An 18,000-nucleotide genomic window follows, 5' to 3' on the forward strand; every position below is an offset into this window, starting at 1 on the left:
CGCCCGGCCCCCCCGCCCCCCCGCCCCTCCCCACCTCATGCAAATCGGGGACGTACCTGCCGCGTGCATGCATGCACGCGGCAGGTACGTCCCCGATTTGCATGAGGCCGTTTACCGGCTGTGCGGGGTCTTTGGCCGAGTAACGAGATGTTTACAAAAAATCGCTTGCTTGCGCAGGTCGCACTGTAGCATAGTAGAGTAACTTAGGAAATGCGACGACAGGGCGAGTACCGGACGGACGCACCACAGCGAGCGGGCAGCGTGAGAACCCGTGGCGTGCGGTCGGGAACATACCCTCGAGCAGCCAAGCCGAACGCGTATCGGCGGACGGGCGATCCCCGCATCCGCATGAGACGCAAGTACGCCGCGCCGGAAGCCACCGTGACAGGCATCCTTGCAGGGTAGCACCTCCGTCTTCGCACATCCTGGTATCCAACACTGCGATAGCGAGGGGGACGGATGCAACTGAGAAGCGATGCCATCAAGAAGGGGCTGGCGCGAGCGCCCCACAGAAGCCTTCTGAAAGCCGACGGGTTGACCGACGAGGAGCTCGAGCGACCGCTCGTCGCGGTCGTGTCCGCCCAAAACGAAGTGATCCCCGGCCATATCCACCTGCAGCAGATCGCCGACGCCGTCAAGGCGGGCGTACGGCTCGCAGGCGGAACGCCGTTGCAGGTCAACACCATCGGCGTGTGCGACGGCATCGCCATGAACCATGAGGGCATGCGCTACTCCCTCACGAGCCGCGAGGTCATCGCCGACTCGGTCGAATGCGCCATCCAGGGCCACCAGTTCGACGCCATGGTCCTCATCCCCAGCTGCGACAAGATCGTCCCCGGCATGCTCATCGCCGCGTGCCGCCTGAACATCCCCACCATGCTCGTCTCCGGCGGCCCCATGCTCGCCGGGCGCGACAAGTGCGGCAAGCAGACCGACCTGAACACCCTGTTCGACGCCGTGGGCCAGGTCACCGCCGGCACCATGACGCCCGAGGAATGCGCATGGCTCGAGAACACCGCCTGCCCCACCTGCGGCAGCTGCTCGGGCATGTTCACCGCGAACTCCATCTGCTGCCTCGCCGAGGCGCTGGGTCTCGCCCTTCCCGGCAACGGCACCGTGCCCGCGGTATTCTCCGAGCGCATCCGCCTGGCCAAGCGCACGGGTATGAAGGTGATGGAGCTTCTCGACAAGGGCATCCGTGCCCTCGACATCATCAACGAGGCCTCCGTCTACAACGGCATGGTACTAGACATGGCCTTCGGCGGCTCCACGAACACGATGCTGCACCTCACGGCCATCGCGCACGCGGCGGGCTGCCCCGTGACGATGGAGGACTGGGACCGCGTGTCCGACAAGACCCCGAACATCGTGCGCATCGCGCCGGCGGGCCCGCTGCACATCGAGGACCTGAACGCCGTGGGCGGCATCCCCGCCATCATCGGCGTGCTCGGCCGCGCGGGGCTGCTGCGCGAGGAGGCCTGCACGTGCCACGGGTGCATGAGGGACTGGATCGAGGCGTGCCCCGAGCCCGACGGCGAGATCGTCCGCACCGTCGAGAACGCCTACTCCCCCATCGGCGGCCTCAAGGTCGTGCGCGGCAACCTCGCACCCGACTGCGGCGTCGTCAAGCGCAGCGCCTGCGCGCCCGAGATGTACAGGCACTCCGGTCCCGCCCGCGTCTTCGATTCCGAGGAGACCGCCTGCGAGGCCATCCTCGGCGGCAAGATCAACCCCGGCGACGTCGTGGTCATCCGCTACGAGGGACCCGCCGGCGGCCCGGGCATGCGCGAGATGCTCACGCCCACGAGCGTCATCTGCGGCATGGGCCTCGACAAGTCCGTGGCGCTCATCACCGACGGCCGCTTCTCCGGCGCGAGCAAGGGCCCGTGCATCGGGCACGTGAGCCCCGAGGCCGCAGCGGGCGGCCCCATCGCATTGATCCAGGAAGGCGACATCATCGACATCGACATCGAGGCGGGCAAGCTCGACGTGCGCCTGTCCGACGACGAGCTCGAGGCGCGCCGCACCGCATGGCAGCCGCCCGCGCCCAAGTACACCACCGGCGTGCTCTCGCGCTACGCGAAGCTCGTCACCAGCGCAGACAAGGGGGCGTACCTCTCATGACGAACAGCACCATGCCCCTGGCGGGCAGCCCGCGAACGCCAGACATGCCCGACGACATCCGCCAACACCGCTGCTCGAGCGCCAGCGGCGCCGCGCGCGTCACCGACATGAGCCGCGAGGCGAGGCTCGCCCGCAAGGCGCGCGCCATCTCCGGCGAGCCCTTCGGCCCGGGCAGCGGCACCGAGCACGAGGGCAAGACCATGACCGGCGCGCAGGCGATCATCGCGAGCCTCGAGGCCGAGGGCGTCGACACGGTCTTCGGCTACCCCGGCGGCCAGGCCATCAAGATGTACGACGCGCTGTACGACTCGACCAAGATCCGCCACATCCTCGCCCGCCACGAGCAGGGCGCGGTTCACGAGGCGGACGGCTATGCGCGCGCGACCGGTCGCGTGGGCGTGGTCCTGGTGACGAGCGGCCCGGGCGCCACGAACACGGTAACGGGCATCGCCACCGCCTACATGGACTCCGTGCCGCTCGTGGTCATCTCCGGCCAGGTCACGCGCGGCGTCATCGGCACCGACGCCTTCCAGGAGGCCGACATCGTGGGCATCACCATGCCCGTGGTCAAGCACAGCTTCCTGCTGCAGTCCAACGACGACCTCACGCGCACGTTCCGCGAGGCGTTCTACATCGCCTCGACGGGGCGCCCGGGTCCCGTGCTGATCGACATCCCAAGCGACCTCGCCGGCGAGCAGATGGTCTTCCACTACCCGGACAAGATCGATATCCCCAGCTACCGACCCACGTACAAGGGCAACGCCAAGCAGGTGCGCCAGGCGGTCGAGCTCATCGCACACAGCACCCGCCCGCTGCTTCTGGTCGGCGGCGGCTGCGTGACGAGCCATGCGTGCGACGAGGTCGTCGAGCTCGCCGAGACCATGCAGATCCCCGTGGTCACCACGCTGATCGGCAAGGCGGCCGTCCCCTGCTCCAACCCGCTGAACCTCGGGCCCGTGGGCATGCACGGCTCCAAGTACGCCAACATGGCCATGACCGAGTGCAACCTCATCATCGCCGTGGGCGCGCGCTTCTCCGACCGCGTGACCGGCAAGCTCTCCGAGTTCGCGCCGCACGCCAAGGTCATCCACATCGATATCGACCCCGCCGAGATCGGCAAGGTCCGCGACCCGCAGGTCCCCATCGTGGGCGATGCGCGCGCGGTCGTCGCCGCCATCAACGAGCGGATCGCCAAGGTGGGCGCCGAGCCGGTTTCGGACGAATGGGTCCGGACCTGCTACGAATGGCGCGAGCGCTGGCCGTTCTACACGACCGACTTCGCCGACTACCCGGACCGCATCGCCCCCGAGATCGTGCTCGAGAAGCTGTCCGCCAAGCTCGACCCGCACGCCAGCGTCGTCACCACCGAGGTCGGCCAGCACCAGATGTGGGCGCACCAGCACATCCATCGCGAGGAGTCGCGCACGTTCATCTCGAGCGGCGGCCTGGGCACCATGGGCTTCGGGTTCCCCGCGGCCATCGGCGCCAAGATCGGGCGCCCGGACGCGCAGGTCGTCTGCATCGCGGGCGATGGCAGCATCCAGATGAACATCCAGGAGATGGCGACCGCTATCGGCAACGGGGTGGCCGTCAAGGTTCTGCTGATCGACAACAACGCGCTGGGCATGGTCCACCAGTGGCAGCGCCTGTTCTACCACGAGCGCTACTCGTGCACCGAGTTCACGGCGAACCCCGATTTCGTCAAGCTGGCCGAGGCCTACGGCTGGCAGGGCGAGCGCATCAACCATCCCGACCAGGTCGACGCGGCCCTCGACCGCATGCTCGCATCCGAGGGCCCCTACCTGCTCGACGTGGTCATCCCCACCAACCAGACCGTCTACCCCATGGTCGCCCCGGGTGCCGCCATCGACGACATCATCGGCGCCATCGACGTGACGCTCGGAGGCGTGCGCGTGACCGAGAAGGGCATGAGCCCCGCCGGCAAGACCGCGGGCACCGTGGCCGAGCCCCTGCCGTTATCCGACACCGACGCCGACACGCGCGTGGCGGGCGCCACCGCCGACTTCGTTGCGGACGAATCGGGCAAGAAAGGAGGCGAGTGACCGTGAAGTACATCCTGTCGGTCCTCGTTGAGAACAAGCCGGGCGTCCTCTCGCGCGTCACCGGCCTCATCTCCCGCCGCGGCTTCAACATCGACTCGCTCACCGTCGCGCCCACCGAGGACGTCACGATGAGCCGCATGACCATCATCGTCGAGGCGGACGAGGTGGGCTACGAGCAGATCACCAAGCAGCTGCACAAGCTCGTCTCCGTCTACAAGATCTCGGACCTCACGTTCGAGGACGCCATCGAGCGCGAGCTCGTGCTGTTCAAGGTCATCGCGACCCCCGACCGGCGCCACGAGATCATCGAGATCGCCAACATCTTCCGCGCCAACATCGTCGATGTGGGCAAGAACTCGCTCACGGTCGAGGCCACCGGCACCCAGAGCAAGCTGGACGCCATGGAGGACCTCTTCCGCAGCTACGGCATCCGCCAGCTCACCCGCACCGGCAAGATCGCGATGAGCCGCGGCGCCCGCGACTCATAGGCATGGACTTTTCGGGACAGGTGCTTTTTTCTCATGTCCCGAATGGACACCGTAATGCCAGCGCTTTTCGGGACATGAGAAAAAAGCACCTGTCCCGAAAAGTCCACGGCGCATCACCAGGTAACACCAGCCACCAACCTTAAGGAGAACAACCATGGCTGTTACGATCTATTACGAGAGCGACTGCGATCCCAAGGTCATCCAGGACAAGAAGATCGCCATCATCGGCTACGGCTCCCAGGGCCACGCCCATGCGCTCAACCTGCTCGATTCGGGCTGCGACGTGCGCGTCGGCCTGCGCGAGGGCTCCAGCTCCTGGGCGAAGGCCGAGGAGGCCGGCCTCAAGGTCTGCGACATGGACACCGCTGCCGAGGAAGCCGACATCATCATGATGCTCGTTCCCGACGAGACCCAGCCCAAGGTCTACGAGGACCACATCGCCGCCCACTTGAAGCCCGGCGACACCCTGGCCTTCGCCCACGGCTTCAACATCCACTTCGGATACATCAAGGCACCCGAGGACGTGAACGTCATCATGTGCGCGCCCAAGGGCCCCGGCCACATCGTGCGCCGCCAGTTCGTCGAGGGCTCCGGCGTGCCCGATCTGGCCTGCGTGGCGCAGGACGCGACCGGCAACGCCTGGGATATCGCGCTCGCCTACTGCTGGGGCGTGGGCGGTGCCCGCTCCGGCATCATCAAGGCCACCTTCAAGGAGGAGACCGAAGAGGACCTGTTCGGCGAGCAGGCCGTGCTCTGCGGCGGCCTCGTCGAGCTCGTCAAGGCCGGCTTCGAGACCCTGACCGAGGCGGGCTATCCGCCCGAGCTCGCGTACTTCGAGTGCTACCACGAGATGAAGATGATCGTCGACCTCATGTACGAGAGCGGCATCCACTTCATGAACTACTCCATCTCCAACACGGCGGAGTACGGCGAGTACTACGCCGGCCCGAAGGTCATCAACGAGGAGAGCCGCGCGGCTATGAAGCAGATCCTGGCGCGCATCCAGGACGGCTCCTTCGCCCAGGAGTTCGTGGACGACTGCGCCAACGGCCACAAGTGGCTGCTCGAGCAGCGCGAGAAGATCAACGAGCACGAGATCGAGAAGACCGGCGAGAAGATCCGTTCCATGTTCAGCTGGATCAAGAAGTAAGGCAGCGCGATATCGCCGCATGACAGGAGCCCCGCCCTCCCCTTGGGAAGGCGGGGCTCCCGCTTTTGCGCCCGATACCCGCTCAGAAGAAAGACTTCACGCACTCCAGCACAGCGCGCATCGTCTCCGACGCCGGGTCGAGATGGTCGATGACCTTCGGTGAGCGATGATTCAAATCAAAAGCACGGAGTTGCTCGGTGGCGACTTTTCCGCTCACGCCCAGTCCGGACGGCAGGTCGATATGAAGCGGAAAGACATGTGCGGATGAGGTGATAGGGCACAGCAGCGTCATCGATGTAGACATGTTGAAGAAATCGTCACTCACGACAAGAGCGGGGCGCGACCCCGCGGGATCATGCCCAATAGGATCGGGATAACGATCGAAGACGATATCCCCCTGCCGGTAATTCATTTACCACACCTCCTTACCGACGGGGCCTCCCCAGCCCTCCCAGTAGTCCACGGGCTCGGGACCGGGGCCGTCGTAGTCGGCGAGCAGCGCCTGAATCGTGTAGGACTTGCGCGCCGGGCGCACGCGGAGCTCGCCGTCTGCAACCTCCAGGTCGACCTTGTCGCCACAGGACAGGCCCAGGGCCTCGCAGATGGATTTGGGCAGGATGATCCCCTGACTGTTGCCCCATTTGGTCAATGTCGAAGTCGGCATGCGTATCGGCCTCCCAACATCGAAGGTGTTGTTTAGACTTAGTATAGCCGTTTGTGCAGGCATAGTGCGTCCCCTTCCGGTTGTCGCGATAGAGCCAGACGAGACTACTCCCCTTGAACACGAACCTGTCCCTTGAAGCCCCACATGCGCCAAACAGTCCACCGGGCACCATCTTCCCGTTTCCCGACACGGCAGGCACGCAGAAGCGATACGCGCCCGAAGGGACCCATGACGCGCCTCGTCCCCGCAACCGCCGCGCCATCATCAGAGAAACCGCATGCGGCCCTGCCCTGCCACTCGCCGACTGAAATCTTTTGACACCCCATAGACTGCCCGCGGGACATATGATGGAAGCAACACTGAACGAAGCGTCTCCGTGGAGGTCGGGTCATGTCACGGTTGCTGTCTCGGTTCGTGCTCGCCATCATGCTGTTGCTCGCCTGTGCGCAGCCCGCAATCGCCTGCGGGCAGACGCCGCAGGCAGAAATCGTCATCCTTCGCGACCTTGCCGCACGCGAGGGCTCCATCGAGATGCTCGACACCAAGGAGGAACAGCTCGCCCGAGCGATCGCGCAGGGGGTCGACGCGTTGCAGGACGGCCTCGATCTTTCCTCCTACGGCGCCACGCTCGAACAGGTCCACAGCGCCATCGCGCTCGTCCGGAACACCCGGCACGACCTGTTCTACCTCGGCACGGTCACCATCTGGCACATCGACGGCGCAGTGACGAACATCGAGCTCCATTACGACTGGCCCACGTCGCAGATTCAGACGATGCGCACCGAGCTCGCCGCAGCGGTGGATGAGGCGCTCACCTGGGTCGGGTACAATATGGAGTCGGACTACGACAAGGCGAAGGCCCTGCACGACTATCTGGTCCGCACATGCGTCTACGACTACCACAACTACGCTGCCGGCACCATCCCCGCCGAGTCATACACCGCCTACGGCGCGCTCGTGCTCGGGCGGGCAGTCTGCAACGGATATGCCGAGGCATACGAGTATCTGCTTGAACAGGTCGGGATCGATTCGACCATCGTCTCGTCGGACGCCATGAACCACGCCTGGAACGTCGTCACGATATACGGCAACAACTACCACGTCGACGTCACGTGGGACGATCCCGTGAGCTTCAGCACCGGTCAGGACGGCGGGTTCCACGATGCGGTGGAGACCACCTACTTCATGCTCTCGGATGCCACGATGCGCACGCGCGGGCGCGGTCACCACGATTGGACGCCGACCCCATCCTGCACCGACACCCGCTACGAGAACTGGCGCTGGGTCTCCTACGACGGCCCCGTCGAGCCCCCGTACCGCTTCCGCGACATGACGGCAGACGATTGGTTCGTGACCAGCGGTGTTATCGAGTACGTGGTGGAGCACGGCCTCATCCTGGGCGTGAGCGAGACGCGCTTCGCGCCCAACGATCCGCTCACCCGCGCGCAGTTCGCCACCATCATGTGGCGATACCTCGAGCCCACCGCCAGCGCGGCCTACCGACAGGAAAACACGGTAAACGAGACGGGCATGCCCGACGTCGAGTCCCGACAGTGGTACACCGGCGCCGCGAACTGGGCTATTGAATCCGGGCTCATCGCAGGGGTCGATACGGCCGAGGGACGCCGGTTCAAACCGAACAACCCGGTCACGCGTGAGCAGATCGTGGTCATGCTGCTGCGCATGACCGATACGGAAATCGACGTCGACCGCGACGCGCAAGCGCTCTTCGATTCGTACGCCGATAGCGCCGGCACGTCGTCCTGGGCGCGCGGCAGCATGCTCGAGAGCCTCGAGATCGGTCTCATCGTGGGCAGTGGCGGGCGTCTGCGCCCGCAAGACCCCTGCACGAGGGCCGAAGGCGGCGCGTTCATCGTCCGCGCCATCGAGGAGCTGGCCATCATCTAGCGGCTTCCTGCCAGCACGCGGTGCCATTGTTACCGTTCGGCCCGCCCATGATATGCGCAATGCGGGGGTCCTATAATAGAACGTACCGTGCAAACCCGGTGACGGAAGGATCGGGGCAATTTGGTCAGAAAGGAGCAGGGATGCAGAATCGGCATGTGTTCGGATCTGTAAAGACGCGCGTGATGGGATGCCTGATGGCGCTCTGCATGGTGGCGATGACCGCCGTGCCCGCCGTCGCCCTCGCCGCGCCCCAGAACGGCTGGGACGAGGTGGGCGGCGAGCGCTACTGGTACGACGACGGCGTCATGGCCCGCGACAAGCAGGTCTACGACCCCGAGTCGAACGCGTGGTACTGGTTCGACGCCGACGGGACCATGGCCCGGGACAAGGACGTCTTCGTGCCGGTCTCCAACGACGACCGCTCCCGCGGCAAGTGGGTGCGCTACGACGCGGACGGCCACATGGTCAAGGGCGAGGACTTCCGCTACGGCGGCTGGTACTACTTCGACCCCGTGACCGGAGAGATGCTCAAGGGCTTCACCTACGTGCCCTCCAACGGCGGCAAGTGGGTGTTCTACGACTACACGACCGGCCAGATGGCCCACGGCGAGCGCTACATAGACGGCTCCCACGGCGACGAGCCGGGCTGGATGTACTTCGACGATACGACGGGCGCGGTCCAGTACGGCTGGAAGGACCTTCCCGGCAAGCGCGTGTACTACGACACGACCACAGGCCGCATGGTTTACGGTTGGCGAACCATCGATGGCACGTCTTACTACTTCGATCCCGCTACCGGCGCGCTCCAGCAGCAGACGCAGCCCGAGCAGCCAAGCGAGCCTGCGGTGGAAACCGTCTACGTCACGCCGTCGGGCAAGAAGTTCCATCGCGCCTCGTGCCCGTCGACCTCAGGCCACAGCGTGCGCGCCATGTCGCGCGACGCCGCTATCGCGGCAGGATACGAACCCTGCAAGAACTGCAGGCCGTAACATCTCCCGATACGCTCCGACGCGATCTTCAGACGCGGGCCCCGATGCTATATGGCATCGGGGCCCGCGCTTTTCTCATCCGCCAACAGACGGTCGCTGCACACAAGTACTATGCGGCGCGGTCGACCTCTTCGGTCGCATCGGCCTTCGTCTCGGCAAGCCACTCATGGTATGCGCGCGGCGACCAGCCGTTCAGCCTCCAGCTGGGCAGCACGCTCTCAAGGTCGACGAGCAACCTGATGAGCTCTCCGGAATCGTACGTGTGGGAGAATAGACCGTGCTGCCAGGCAATCTGCAGCATATAGAACGGATTGGGCGAATCATGCCTGCCGTATACGAGCGCATCCGCAATGTCATCAGCATATTCGTAATCGTCCTTATCGTTTGGCACATGCTCGTCCAGCCAGGAGATGACGGCGACCATCTCCGGCAAACTTCCCACCCAACGGGGAGCTCCCAGACTCGCAAGTGCCGAATCGAACACCGGATGAGCAGGCACGATCCCCTGACTCCTATCGCTCAGCAACCTCCGAATCAGCCCGTCTCGTGCCGAGCGCTCCTTTGATTGGAATGAAGCGTAGTCCGACGTTGCCGGCTCCCCGTCTGCCCAAGCAACCCGGGCTCTATACGGGACCGCACGGCGATGCCAGTTGGCGCGACTTCTCGCAACGTCATCCGCGTAGGCATCCGTCAGGTGACGGTGGACGACAAAGCCGTCTTCAGATGGCGTATCATTCGGCCAGCAATAGTAATATCGTGCGCTACCGCACTCCCAATCACTACGCCCCAGGGAATGAGACCTCAGGCTTGTCACGACATCCTGCTTGCTCGGCTCGAACCCGTACAGCTCCTTGCAGCACCATATGACATCGTCTATAGAGGCAACCCCGCAAAACTCGCGAAGCACTTCTGCGGCAACGGGAACTTGCCACTTGCGATCGCGCAACGCTTGAATCTTTTCCATATCGACCGAGCGGGCGGCGCCCCATACCTCCTGGGGCATTATGGCATGATAGGCCCCCTTGCAGTGGAACACCCAGATGAGGGGCTCAAGCGATGCCAGGCCATCGATCCTTACGCCGTCGTCTTCGGTAAAGACGAACATGCCGTCAGGCTTCTCCATGAGGAGCTTGAAGCCCTCGAACTCGCTGTCCGTACTCGTTGTCAGCATCGCCTCGATCGCCTGCGGCAGCTTATCGATCTCCTGCAGCAGCCGCTCGACAACCTGCTGTTTGCGCAACGCGGACACACGGCGGACGCCCATGGCGCCGAGCAGGCGGACGATGGTGTCCTTGCTGACTTTCTGCAGACAACTCGCAAACGTGCTATCGGGCACGCAGCCAACGTTCCGCACACCAACCGGAGTAGGATGATATCCATATAACGACCGCTTCCTATTCCTATACGTTTCCGGCTCAGATGAACTGCGGTACCTATCATGATGCTCCATGATAGCCCGTTCGCGCTCCTCCCCGGTCAGACCGGCAAGAGCGCCGCGATGCACCCCCGGCGGCAAGCGCGTGCCGACACCGTTGGATGCCGATTGATGGCGTAGATGCGTTGGTTGGCAGCTCATGGTGCTCCTCCTTCTGATAGGCGCATGCCGGATGCACGCGCGTGCCATCAGAGGTACTCGACACCCTCCAGCGCAAAACCCGTGCTCCCTGACGAGCATCCGACAGGTTCCCGAACAGGAGCGGATAAACTTCCCGTCGGCGCACGTACGCGACGCGTCGAGACGATCAAGCTCGGCACAACGCAGGAAGCCGAGCACACGAATCCACATGGAAACCACCCAATCGAACGCTTCTGCATGGCAACGCCTCGGCCTTCTGCAGCCAGGAATATTCGTTGCACGGACAGTCCGCGAATGCGCCATACCGTATACTGCAGGCATCAGCGCAAAACCGGGAATGCTAAAGCGAGGCGGTACCGTGGCACCCAAAGGACCGAACGACTTCATGAACGAGGTAGATTTCGACCAGGCGGTCATCGAGATGCTCACGCTCGCGCTCATGCGCCTCACCTGCACGCACGAGAAGGATAAGGGCACCTCGCGCTACGTCGCATCGACAAGCTATGACGTCAGCACCATCGCGTCGCTCATCCAACAGGGCCTCGTCGAATGGAAAGGTGAGACCGGCAGGCTTGACCTCACCGCCGACGGCTTCTTCTTCGGCGACGTGATGGCGGCGCGCATCGGCATGACGCTGCTCGAATCCGTTCGGAACCCCCATGCCCCGGAGTACGCACATGGTGGAGAGGGTGAATCCCTGTCGCGCCCTGGGTTCACGGTTGTGGATGGCGGGCACGACGCGAACCATCCGCAAGCGGAGCAACCGGCACGCCCGGCAGCGCCGAGCTCCTTCGACCCCTGTCCGCCCATCCGCATGGAAGACCGACCCCCGTTCGACCCCGCGGCGAATCGTCGCGAAAACGACGCCCGCGCGTTCCGTGTGCGCATCGAACTCGACCTCGAGGGGCTCCACCCCTGCTGGCGCGAAATCGAGATTCCCGCCACAGCCACGTTTCTCGATCTGCACGTGGTCATCCAGCGTATCTTCAACTGGTACGACGAGCACCTGTTCAGCTTCAAGACCACGGCGCGCGGCCAGAAGCTGCATATCGAGGAAGCGTGCTTTCTCGATCCCTCGCTCGAAGTCTTTGAGCCGGCAGAATACGCCGTCATCGAAGCAGCCGGCATCAGGCTGGGCGACGTCTTCCCGCGCACGCGCACCGCACGCTACGACTATGACTACGGCGACGGTTGGGAGCACAAGGTCAAGGTCGTCAAAACCATCTCCAACAGCAAGCTCGCCGTACCGCGGCTCGTCGACGGAGCGGGCGACGCGCCTCCCGAGGATGTAGGAGGCCCGGGCGGTTTCGAGAGATTCCTGCAGGTTGTCGCAAACCCCAAAGACCCGGACCATGAGAGCATGCTCGCATGGGCGGAGTCCCAGATGGCGTTTCCGTTCGATTTGGCGGCAAAACAGCGTGAACTTGCAGAGAGCTTCGATGCGGATCGGGAAAGATGGATGAAAGAGGTCGTCCGCAGGAACAGGTAAAACACTCCGCATGGACAAGCGAAGGGCCGCGAGCAGAAATGTTCGCGGCCCTTCGTGGGGAAACGGCGCCTGTCCCTCTTTTCTCAGACGACGGTGACGCGGCCACGGGAGCCGACGATACCCTTCACCTCGGCGAGCAGCGGGATGCTGCGCGCGTTCACCCGCGTGGGGATTTCAGCGCGCATCGTCTGGCCGTCGTTTTGCTCGATGAACAGCTCCACGCGGTCGCCGCCCGGGTTCGTGGACAGGATCGTCGCCAGGCGCGCCATGTTGCCCTGGGAGAAGCGTGCGCTCGGCACCATGATCTCGAACACCTTCGGACGGTTGTTCTCCTCGGAAAGCTCGAGCGGCAGGATCTCCTGCGCGATGATCTGGTCGCCGCGGTCGGACCGCTCCAACTTGCCGCGCACGCGGATGAACGCGTCGGAGAGCACCGCGCCCGTCTCGGGATCGGTCTCGCCGTAGAGATAGCCCTCGGCGTCCTTGTAGGTCTTGGGGAAGACCACGACCGTGGCCTCGCCTTCCATGTCCTCCAGCCGCACGATGGCCATGGGGTCGCCGTTCTTGGTCACGCGCTTGGAGACCTCGGCCACCATGCCGGCGAACCAGAACGGCTTGCCCTCGGGGATCTCCTGGTTGATGGTGCCCTCACCCGCCGGGTTGGCAGTCTCGAAACCCGTGTCGATCTGCGACAGCGAGAACTCGCGCGACTTGGCGAGCGCATACTCGAACGGACGCAACGGGTGGTCGGACACGTAGATGCCCAGCACGTCGCGCTCTGCGGAGAGCTTCATGTGGCGATCCCACTCCTGGCCGTCCGGCTCGGGCACGACGACCTCGAAGCCCGACCCCTCCACGTCGCCGAACACGTCGAACAGCGACGTCTGGCCGGCAGCGCGGTCCTTCTGGCGCTTGGTCGCAGCGTCGATGATGTTCTCCGGGTTGTTCTTGTCCACGAAGCTCATGAGCTGACGGCGCGGATAGCCGGTCGAGTCGAACGCGCCCGCCTTGATGAGCGCCTCGATGACGCGGCGGTTCGCCTGGCTCGAGTCCACGCGGTCCACGAAATCGTGCAGGTTCTTGAAGGCGCCCCCGCGCTCGCGCTCGGCGATGATGGCGTCGGCCACGCCCTCGCCCACGCCGCGGATGCCGGCCAGGCCGAAGCGCACGCCCTCGGACGTCGCCGTGAACTCGCGGCCCGACTCGTTCACGTCAGGCGGCAGGACCGGGATGCCGTCGTGGCGGCACGCGGACACGTAGTGCACGATCTTCTCGGTCTTGCCCGTATACGAGGTCAGAACGGCCGCCATGTACTCGTGCGGGTAGTGCGCCTTCAGCCACGCGGTCTGCATGACCAGGATGGCGTAGCCCGCCGAATGCGACTTGTTGAACGCGTAGGACGCGAACTCCAGCACGTCGTCCCAGATCTTCTGCGCCGTCTCGCGCTTGTAGCCGTTTTTCTCGGCGCCGTTCATCCAGTGGTCGTAGATGGTCTCGTCCTCGCCGTCCGACCAGTTGAAGACCTGCTCGGTGAGCATCTTGATCTTCTTTTTCGCCACCGGCTTGCGGATGCGCGAGTCGGACTCGCCCTTGGAGAAGCCGCACATCTCGACCGAGATGTTCATGACCTGCTCCTGGTAGACCATGGTGCCGTAGGTCTCACCCAGGATGTCGTCCAGGCGCGGGTCGTAGGAGACGGCGGGCTCCTTGCCGTTCATGCGATTGATGTAGGAAGACACCATGCCCGCGCCCAGAGGACCCGGGCGGTACAGGGCGATCAGAGCGACGACGTGCTTGTACTCGGTGGGCTTCATGTTCTTGATGGTCGCCGTCATGCCGGCGGACTCGATCTGGAACACGCCCGCCGTGTGGCCGGCCTGCATCAGCTCGAAGATCTTAGGGTCGTCGAAGGGGATCTTATCCACGTCGATATCGATGTCGAAGTTCTTCTTGATGTTGGCCTTCGCCTTGGAGATGACCGTGAGCGTGCGCAGGCCCAGGAAGTCCATCTTGAGCAGGCCCATGTCCGCGACGGTATGGCCTTCGTACTGGGTGATCTCCACGCCGCCTTTGGTGTCGAGCTTGGTGGGCACGTGCTCGTTCACCGGGTCGCGGCAGATGAGGACGGCGCACGCGTGCACGCCCTCGCCGCGCGTGAGGCCCTCGATGGCGAGCGCGGCGTCGATGATGCGCCGGGAGTCGTCGTCTTTCTGATAGGCCTCGGCGAAATCGGGGTTGTACAGGTCCTCCTTGCCCTCGACGCGCGTAAGGACCTGCTTGAGCTTGACGCTCGGGTCGCTCGAGATCATCTTCGACAGGCGCTGGCCCACGTAGACCGGGTAGTCAAGCACGCGCGCGGCGTCGTTGATGGCCTGCTTGGCCTTGATGGTCGAGTAGGTGATGACGTGGGTGACCTTCTCGGGGCCATAGAGCTGTCGCACGTGCTCGATGACCTCGAGGCGCCGCTCATCGTCGAAGTCCATGTCGATATCGGGCATCTCGGAGCGTTCCGGGGAGAGGAACCTCTCAAACATGAGGCCGTTCGACAGCGGGTCGAAGGTGGTGATGTCCATGGCGTAGGCGACCAGCGCGCCGGCGGCCGAGCCACGGCCCGGGCCGACGCCGATGCCGTTTTGCTTGGCCCAGCGCACGTATTCCGCCACGATGAGGAAGTAGGCGGCGAAGCCCTTCTCGCAGATGACCTTGTATTCGTACTCGAAGCGCTCGGACACGTTCACGCCGCCGATGGTTTGCTCGCGCCAGTCGTCGCCGTAGCGCTTGGCGAGGCCCTCCTCGCACTCGCGACGGAACTGGCTCTCGTGCGTCTCACCCTCGTCGAGCAACGGGTAGCGAGGCAAGATGATCTTGCCCCACTCGAGCTCGACGTTGCACTTGTCCGCGATCTCGACCGTGTTGTCGCACGCCTCCGGGCAGTACGGGAACAGCGCGCGCATCTCCTCCTCGGTCTTCATGTAGAACTCCGAGCCCTGCATGCGCATGCGGTTGGGGTCGTCGACCTTGGAGTTCATGCCGATGCACATCATGATGTCCTGCACCGGCGCGTCGTCGCGCGTGAGGTAGTGGAAGTCGTTGGTGGCGATGACCTTGACGCCGACCTGGTTGGCGATGTCGATGAGCTGGCGGTCGAGCTGCTCGTCGGTCAGGCCGGAGTCGGTCGTGATGCCGTGCTCCTGGATCTCGATGTAGAAGTTGCCCGGCTCGAACAGGTCGCGGAAGGTCGTGGCCCATTCGATCGCACGGTCGAGCTCGCCGCGGTCGATGCACTTGGGGATGATGCCGGCGATGCACGCCGAGCTGGCGATAAGGCCCTCGCGATGGCGGCGCAGGTTGTCGAGCGTCACGCGCGGCTTGTAGTAGAAGCCCTGCACAGCAGCTTCGGAAACCGTCTGCATGAGGTTGATGTAGCCCTGCTCGTTCTGCGCGAACAGCACCATGTGGTACAGCTCGGGCTTATGGTCGCGCGCGAGCGTGTCGTCCGGGGTGAAATACACCTCGCAGCCGAAGATGGGCTTGATCACGAGCGGCGGCTTGGTGGCGTCCAGGTTGCCCGAGCGGTCCCACTCCTCCATGTCGCGCATGTACTGGGCGTAGCCGCGCGGGTTCTTCTCCTGGTCGGGCACCTCGAGCTCGTCGCGACGGCCCTTGGAGAGAAACGACTTGTCGTGGCTCCAAACCTTGTACTCGGGCGTGCTGTGGTTCACGGAGTCGCAGGCAAGTCCGAGCTCCGGCACGCCGTACATGTACCCGTGGTCGGTGATGGCCACGGCGGGCATGCCGAGCTCCACGGCGCGATCGACCATGTCGGAGATGCGCGTCGCGCCGTCGAGCATCGAGTATTCGGTGTGATTGTGCAGGTGGACAAACGCCATACCGATGTGCTCCTTGCTTTCGTCATGTGCTGGAAGCATTGTACCGCAGCGCGCAGACGCGCCCCGAGGCGCACGCCCGCGGTCGCGAGACGCCCACAGGGCCCGTCCCCGACGGCACAAGAAGACGGCGCCCCGGGGATGCCGGGGCGCCGCTTGCGCTACTCGATGTAGATGAGCTCGTCCATCTGGTCGATCGGCCACATGGGGCGGAACATCCGCCTGATGGGGATCTTCTCGTAGAGCTGGTCGGTCGGGCCGCCGGTCAGGGCCATGATGTGGTAGGCGGTCTCGGGGATGAGGTACGTGTCGAGGTAGCCCATCTTGACCACGACGATATCGTAATCGTGGAACTCGACGCCCGCGGCATGGAACTGCTCCATATGGCCGTACTGGACGTTCTGGGGCATGACGAGCACGTCGAGCGCCGTGCCGTCGACCGTCACGATGTAGCAGGGGCCCGCGCTCTTCTGCGAACCCATCTCGGCCTCGCCCACGACGCTCAGCACGCCGGAGATCTCGACGGGCTCAGATACCTCGTTCTCGCCGGTGCCCAGCATGAACGTCACGTGGTCCCCCACCTTGACGTGCGACAGCTCCTCGCATGCGCGCGGATCCTTGACGCCGGCCACGAGCACCTTCTTGCCGCGGAGGTCGGCCGCCATGAGCTCGTGCACCATGACCGTCGCGGATCCCGAGGAGCCGGCGCCGCAGTTGTCGCCCGAATCGGTGATGACGGCCGTCTTGCCCTCGAAGGCCACCGCGCGCGCCACGGAATCGGCCGGGTCGCCGAAGTTCCCGCCGAACGTGAACTCCTTGCGGTGGTCCCAGGCGTAGCGGGCGACCTTTTCGGCGACCTCGGTGCAATAGGCTTCGTCGGCCGGCGTGTTGGGGACCACGACGACCGCGGCGCCGAGCTTGTCGTCGTCGTGACGCAGGTAGCCGACGTGGTAGGAGCTGGAGAACACGCGCGGGTCGGTCTCCGCCTCATCAAGCAGGCGGTTGATGGAACGCATGGGCTCGTTGGCCGACACGCTGCGCTCGCCCTCGACGATGATGGGGAGCTTGCGCACGATCGGCTTCATGGGGCGGCGGTGCTCCATGAGGTCGACGAGCTTCTCGGCGACCGTGCGCCAGGTGTCGACGGTGTCGATATGCGGGGACTCGCGGAAGCAGCGCAGGATGTTCACGCGCGAGCAGAGCTCGGCGGTCACGTTGCCGTGGGGGTCGTAGGCGACGGCGATGGGCATGTACTTGCCCACGATCTCGCGAATGCGGCGCAGAAGATCGTGCTCGCCGGACACGCAGTCGAGATCGCGGATGCCGCTGGCTCCATGCAGCTGGAGGTAGATGCCGTCGATCTCGTCGAGATGGTCGCGCAGGTCGGACAGGATGCTGTCGGAGATGAAGTCGTACGCGCGGCGCTCGATCATGCCGGTCGGGTTGACGCCCGCAAAGATCGACGGGATGATCTCGATGCCATGGCCCTCGAAGATGTCCCTGATGTGCATCGAGTTGATGCACTGGTCGCCGTAGAGCAGCACAAAGTCCTCGAGCTTGCCGTCGTGCGTGACGTGCTCGTTGCATTCAGCGTGTACGTGAGCGACGAATACTTTCATGAATTCCCTTTCCACCTTGTCGCAAGCGAAGGGTATCCTACCA

Annotated in this window: 12 protein-coding genes; 7 read left to right on the forward strand and 5 right to left on the reverse strand. The window is 64.4% G+C overall.

The features are described from left to right. Nucleotides 1-459: 459 nt before the first annotated feature. The 4 genes from ilvD (at nucleotide 460) to ilvC (ending at nucleotide 5,825) form a co-directional block, all read left to right on the forward strand. Complete coding sequence (gene ilvD, locus QVN30_RS07375) at nucleotides 460-2,124, forward strand: dihydroxy-acid dehydratase (protein WP_289835950.1); 1,665 nt, start codon at nucleotides 460-462, stop codon at nucleotides 2,122-2,124. Further along, nucleotides 2,121-4,187 carry a biosynthetic-type acetolactate synthase large subunit gene (gene ilvB, locus QVN30_RS07380; RefSeq protein WP_353738981.1) on the forward strand — a complete coding sequence of 689 codons (2,067 nt, stop codon included), beginning with the start codon at nucleotides 2,121-2,123 and terminating at the stop codon, nucleotides 4,185-4,187. The genes ilvD and ilvB overlap by 4 nt, the downstream gene beginning before the upstream one ends. After that, nucleotides 4,184-4,675: an acetolactate synthase small subunit gene (gene ilvN / locus QVN30_RS07385; RefSeq protein ID WP_229254328.1), complete on the forward strand. Its 492-nt coding sequence runs from the start codon at nucleotides 4,184-4,186 to the stop codon at nucleotides 4,673-4,675. The genes ilvB and ilvN overlap by 4 nt, the downstream gene beginning before the upstream one ends. A gap of 154 nt (nucleotides 4,676-4,829) precedes the next feature. Further along, the gene (ilvC, locus tag QVN30_RS07390; RefSeq protein ID WP_066833871.1) at nucleotides 4,830-5,825 is read left to right on the forward strand and encodes a ketol-acid reductoisomerase; all 996 of its coding nucleotides are present in this window, start codon (nucleotides 4,830-4,832) and stop codon (nucleotides 5,823-5,825) included. 82 nt (nucleotides 5,826-5,907) lie between these two features. Here ilvC and QVN30_RS07395 read toward each other — a convergent pair whose 3' ends face one another. Then, nucleotides 5,908-6,237 (reverse strand): type II toxin-antitoxin system PemK/MazF family toxin, encoded by a 330-nt coding sequence (locus QVN30_RS07395; RefSeq protein WP_087200473.1) that lies wholly within the window; start codon nucleotides 6,235-6,237, stop codon nucleotides 5,908-5,910. Further along, entirely contained in the window at nucleotides 6,238-6,489 is a 252-nt protein-coding gene (locus QVN30_RS07400; protein WP_158095696.1) for an AbrB/MazE/SpoVT family DNA-binding domain-containing protein, read from the reverse strand. 390 nt (nucleotides 6,490-6,879) lie between these two features. Here QVN30_RS07400 and QVN30_RS07405 point away from each other — a divergent pair, with 390 nt between their 5' ends. After that, nucleotides 6,880-8,397, forward strand: coding sequence for an S-layer homology domain-containing protein (locus QVN30_RS07405; RefSeq protein ID WP_289835951.1), 1,518 nt, complete (start codon nucleotides 6,880-6,882; stop codon nucleotides 8,395-8,397). A 140-nt stretch (nucleotides 8,398-8,537) separates the two neighbouring features. Further along, complete coding sequence (locus QVN30_RS07410; RefSeq protein WP_289835952.1) at nucleotides 8,538-9,386, forward strand: N-acetylmuramoyl-L-alanine amidase family protein; 849 nt, start codon at nucleotides 8,538-8,540, stop codon at nucleotides 9,384-9,386. Nucleotides 9,387-9,495: 109 nt separating this feature from the next. Here QVN30_RS07410 and QVN30_RS07415 read toward each other — a convergent pair whose 3' ends face one another. Then, complete coding sequence (locus QVN30_RS07415) at nucleotides 9,496-10,962, reverse strand: hypothetical protein (RefSeq protein ID WP_289835953.1); 1,467 nt, start codon at nucleotides 10,960-10,962, stop codon at nucleotides 9,496-9,498. 385 nt (nucleotides 10,963-11,347) lie between these two features. On the opposite strand from QVN30_RS07415, the gene QVN30_RS07420 reads away from it, so the two are divergent. After that, the gene (locus QVN30_RS07420) at nucleotides 11,348-12,451 is read left to right on the forward strand and encodes a plasmid pRiA4b ORF-3 family protein (RefSeq protein WP_289835954.1); all 1,104 of its coding nucleotides are present in this window, start codon (nucleotides 11,348-11,350) and stop codon (nucleotides 12,449-12,451) included. Between the two features lie 83 nt (nucleotides 12,452-12,534). On the opposite strand, the gene dnaE is transcribed toward QVN30_RS07420, so the two are convergent. Both dnaE and QVN30_RS07430 read right to left on the reverse strand, forming a co-directional pair. Further along, nucleotides 12,535-16,341: a DNA polymerase III subunit alpha gene (gene dnaE / locus QVN30_RS07425; RefSeq protein ID WP_204588394.1), complete on the reverse strand. Its 3,807-nt coding sequence runs from the start codon at nucleotides 16,339-16,341 to the stop codon at nucleotides 12,535-12,537. A gap of 158 nt (nucleotides 16,342-16,499) precedes the next feature. Next, nucleotides 16,500-17,957 (reverse strand): M81 family metallopeptidase, encoded by a 1,458-nt coding sequence (locus tag QVN30_RS07430; protein ID WP_289835955.1) that lies wholly within the window; start codon nucleotides 17,955-17,957, stop codon nucleotides 16,500-16,502. Nucleotides 17,958-18,000: the final 43 nt, after the last annotated feature.

The organism is Collinsella ihumii (genome assembly GCF_030385545.1).
GTDB classification, from domain to species: domain Bacteria; phylum Actinomycetota; class Coriobacteriia; order Coriobacteriales; family Coriobacteriaceae; genus Collinsella; species Collinsella ihumii.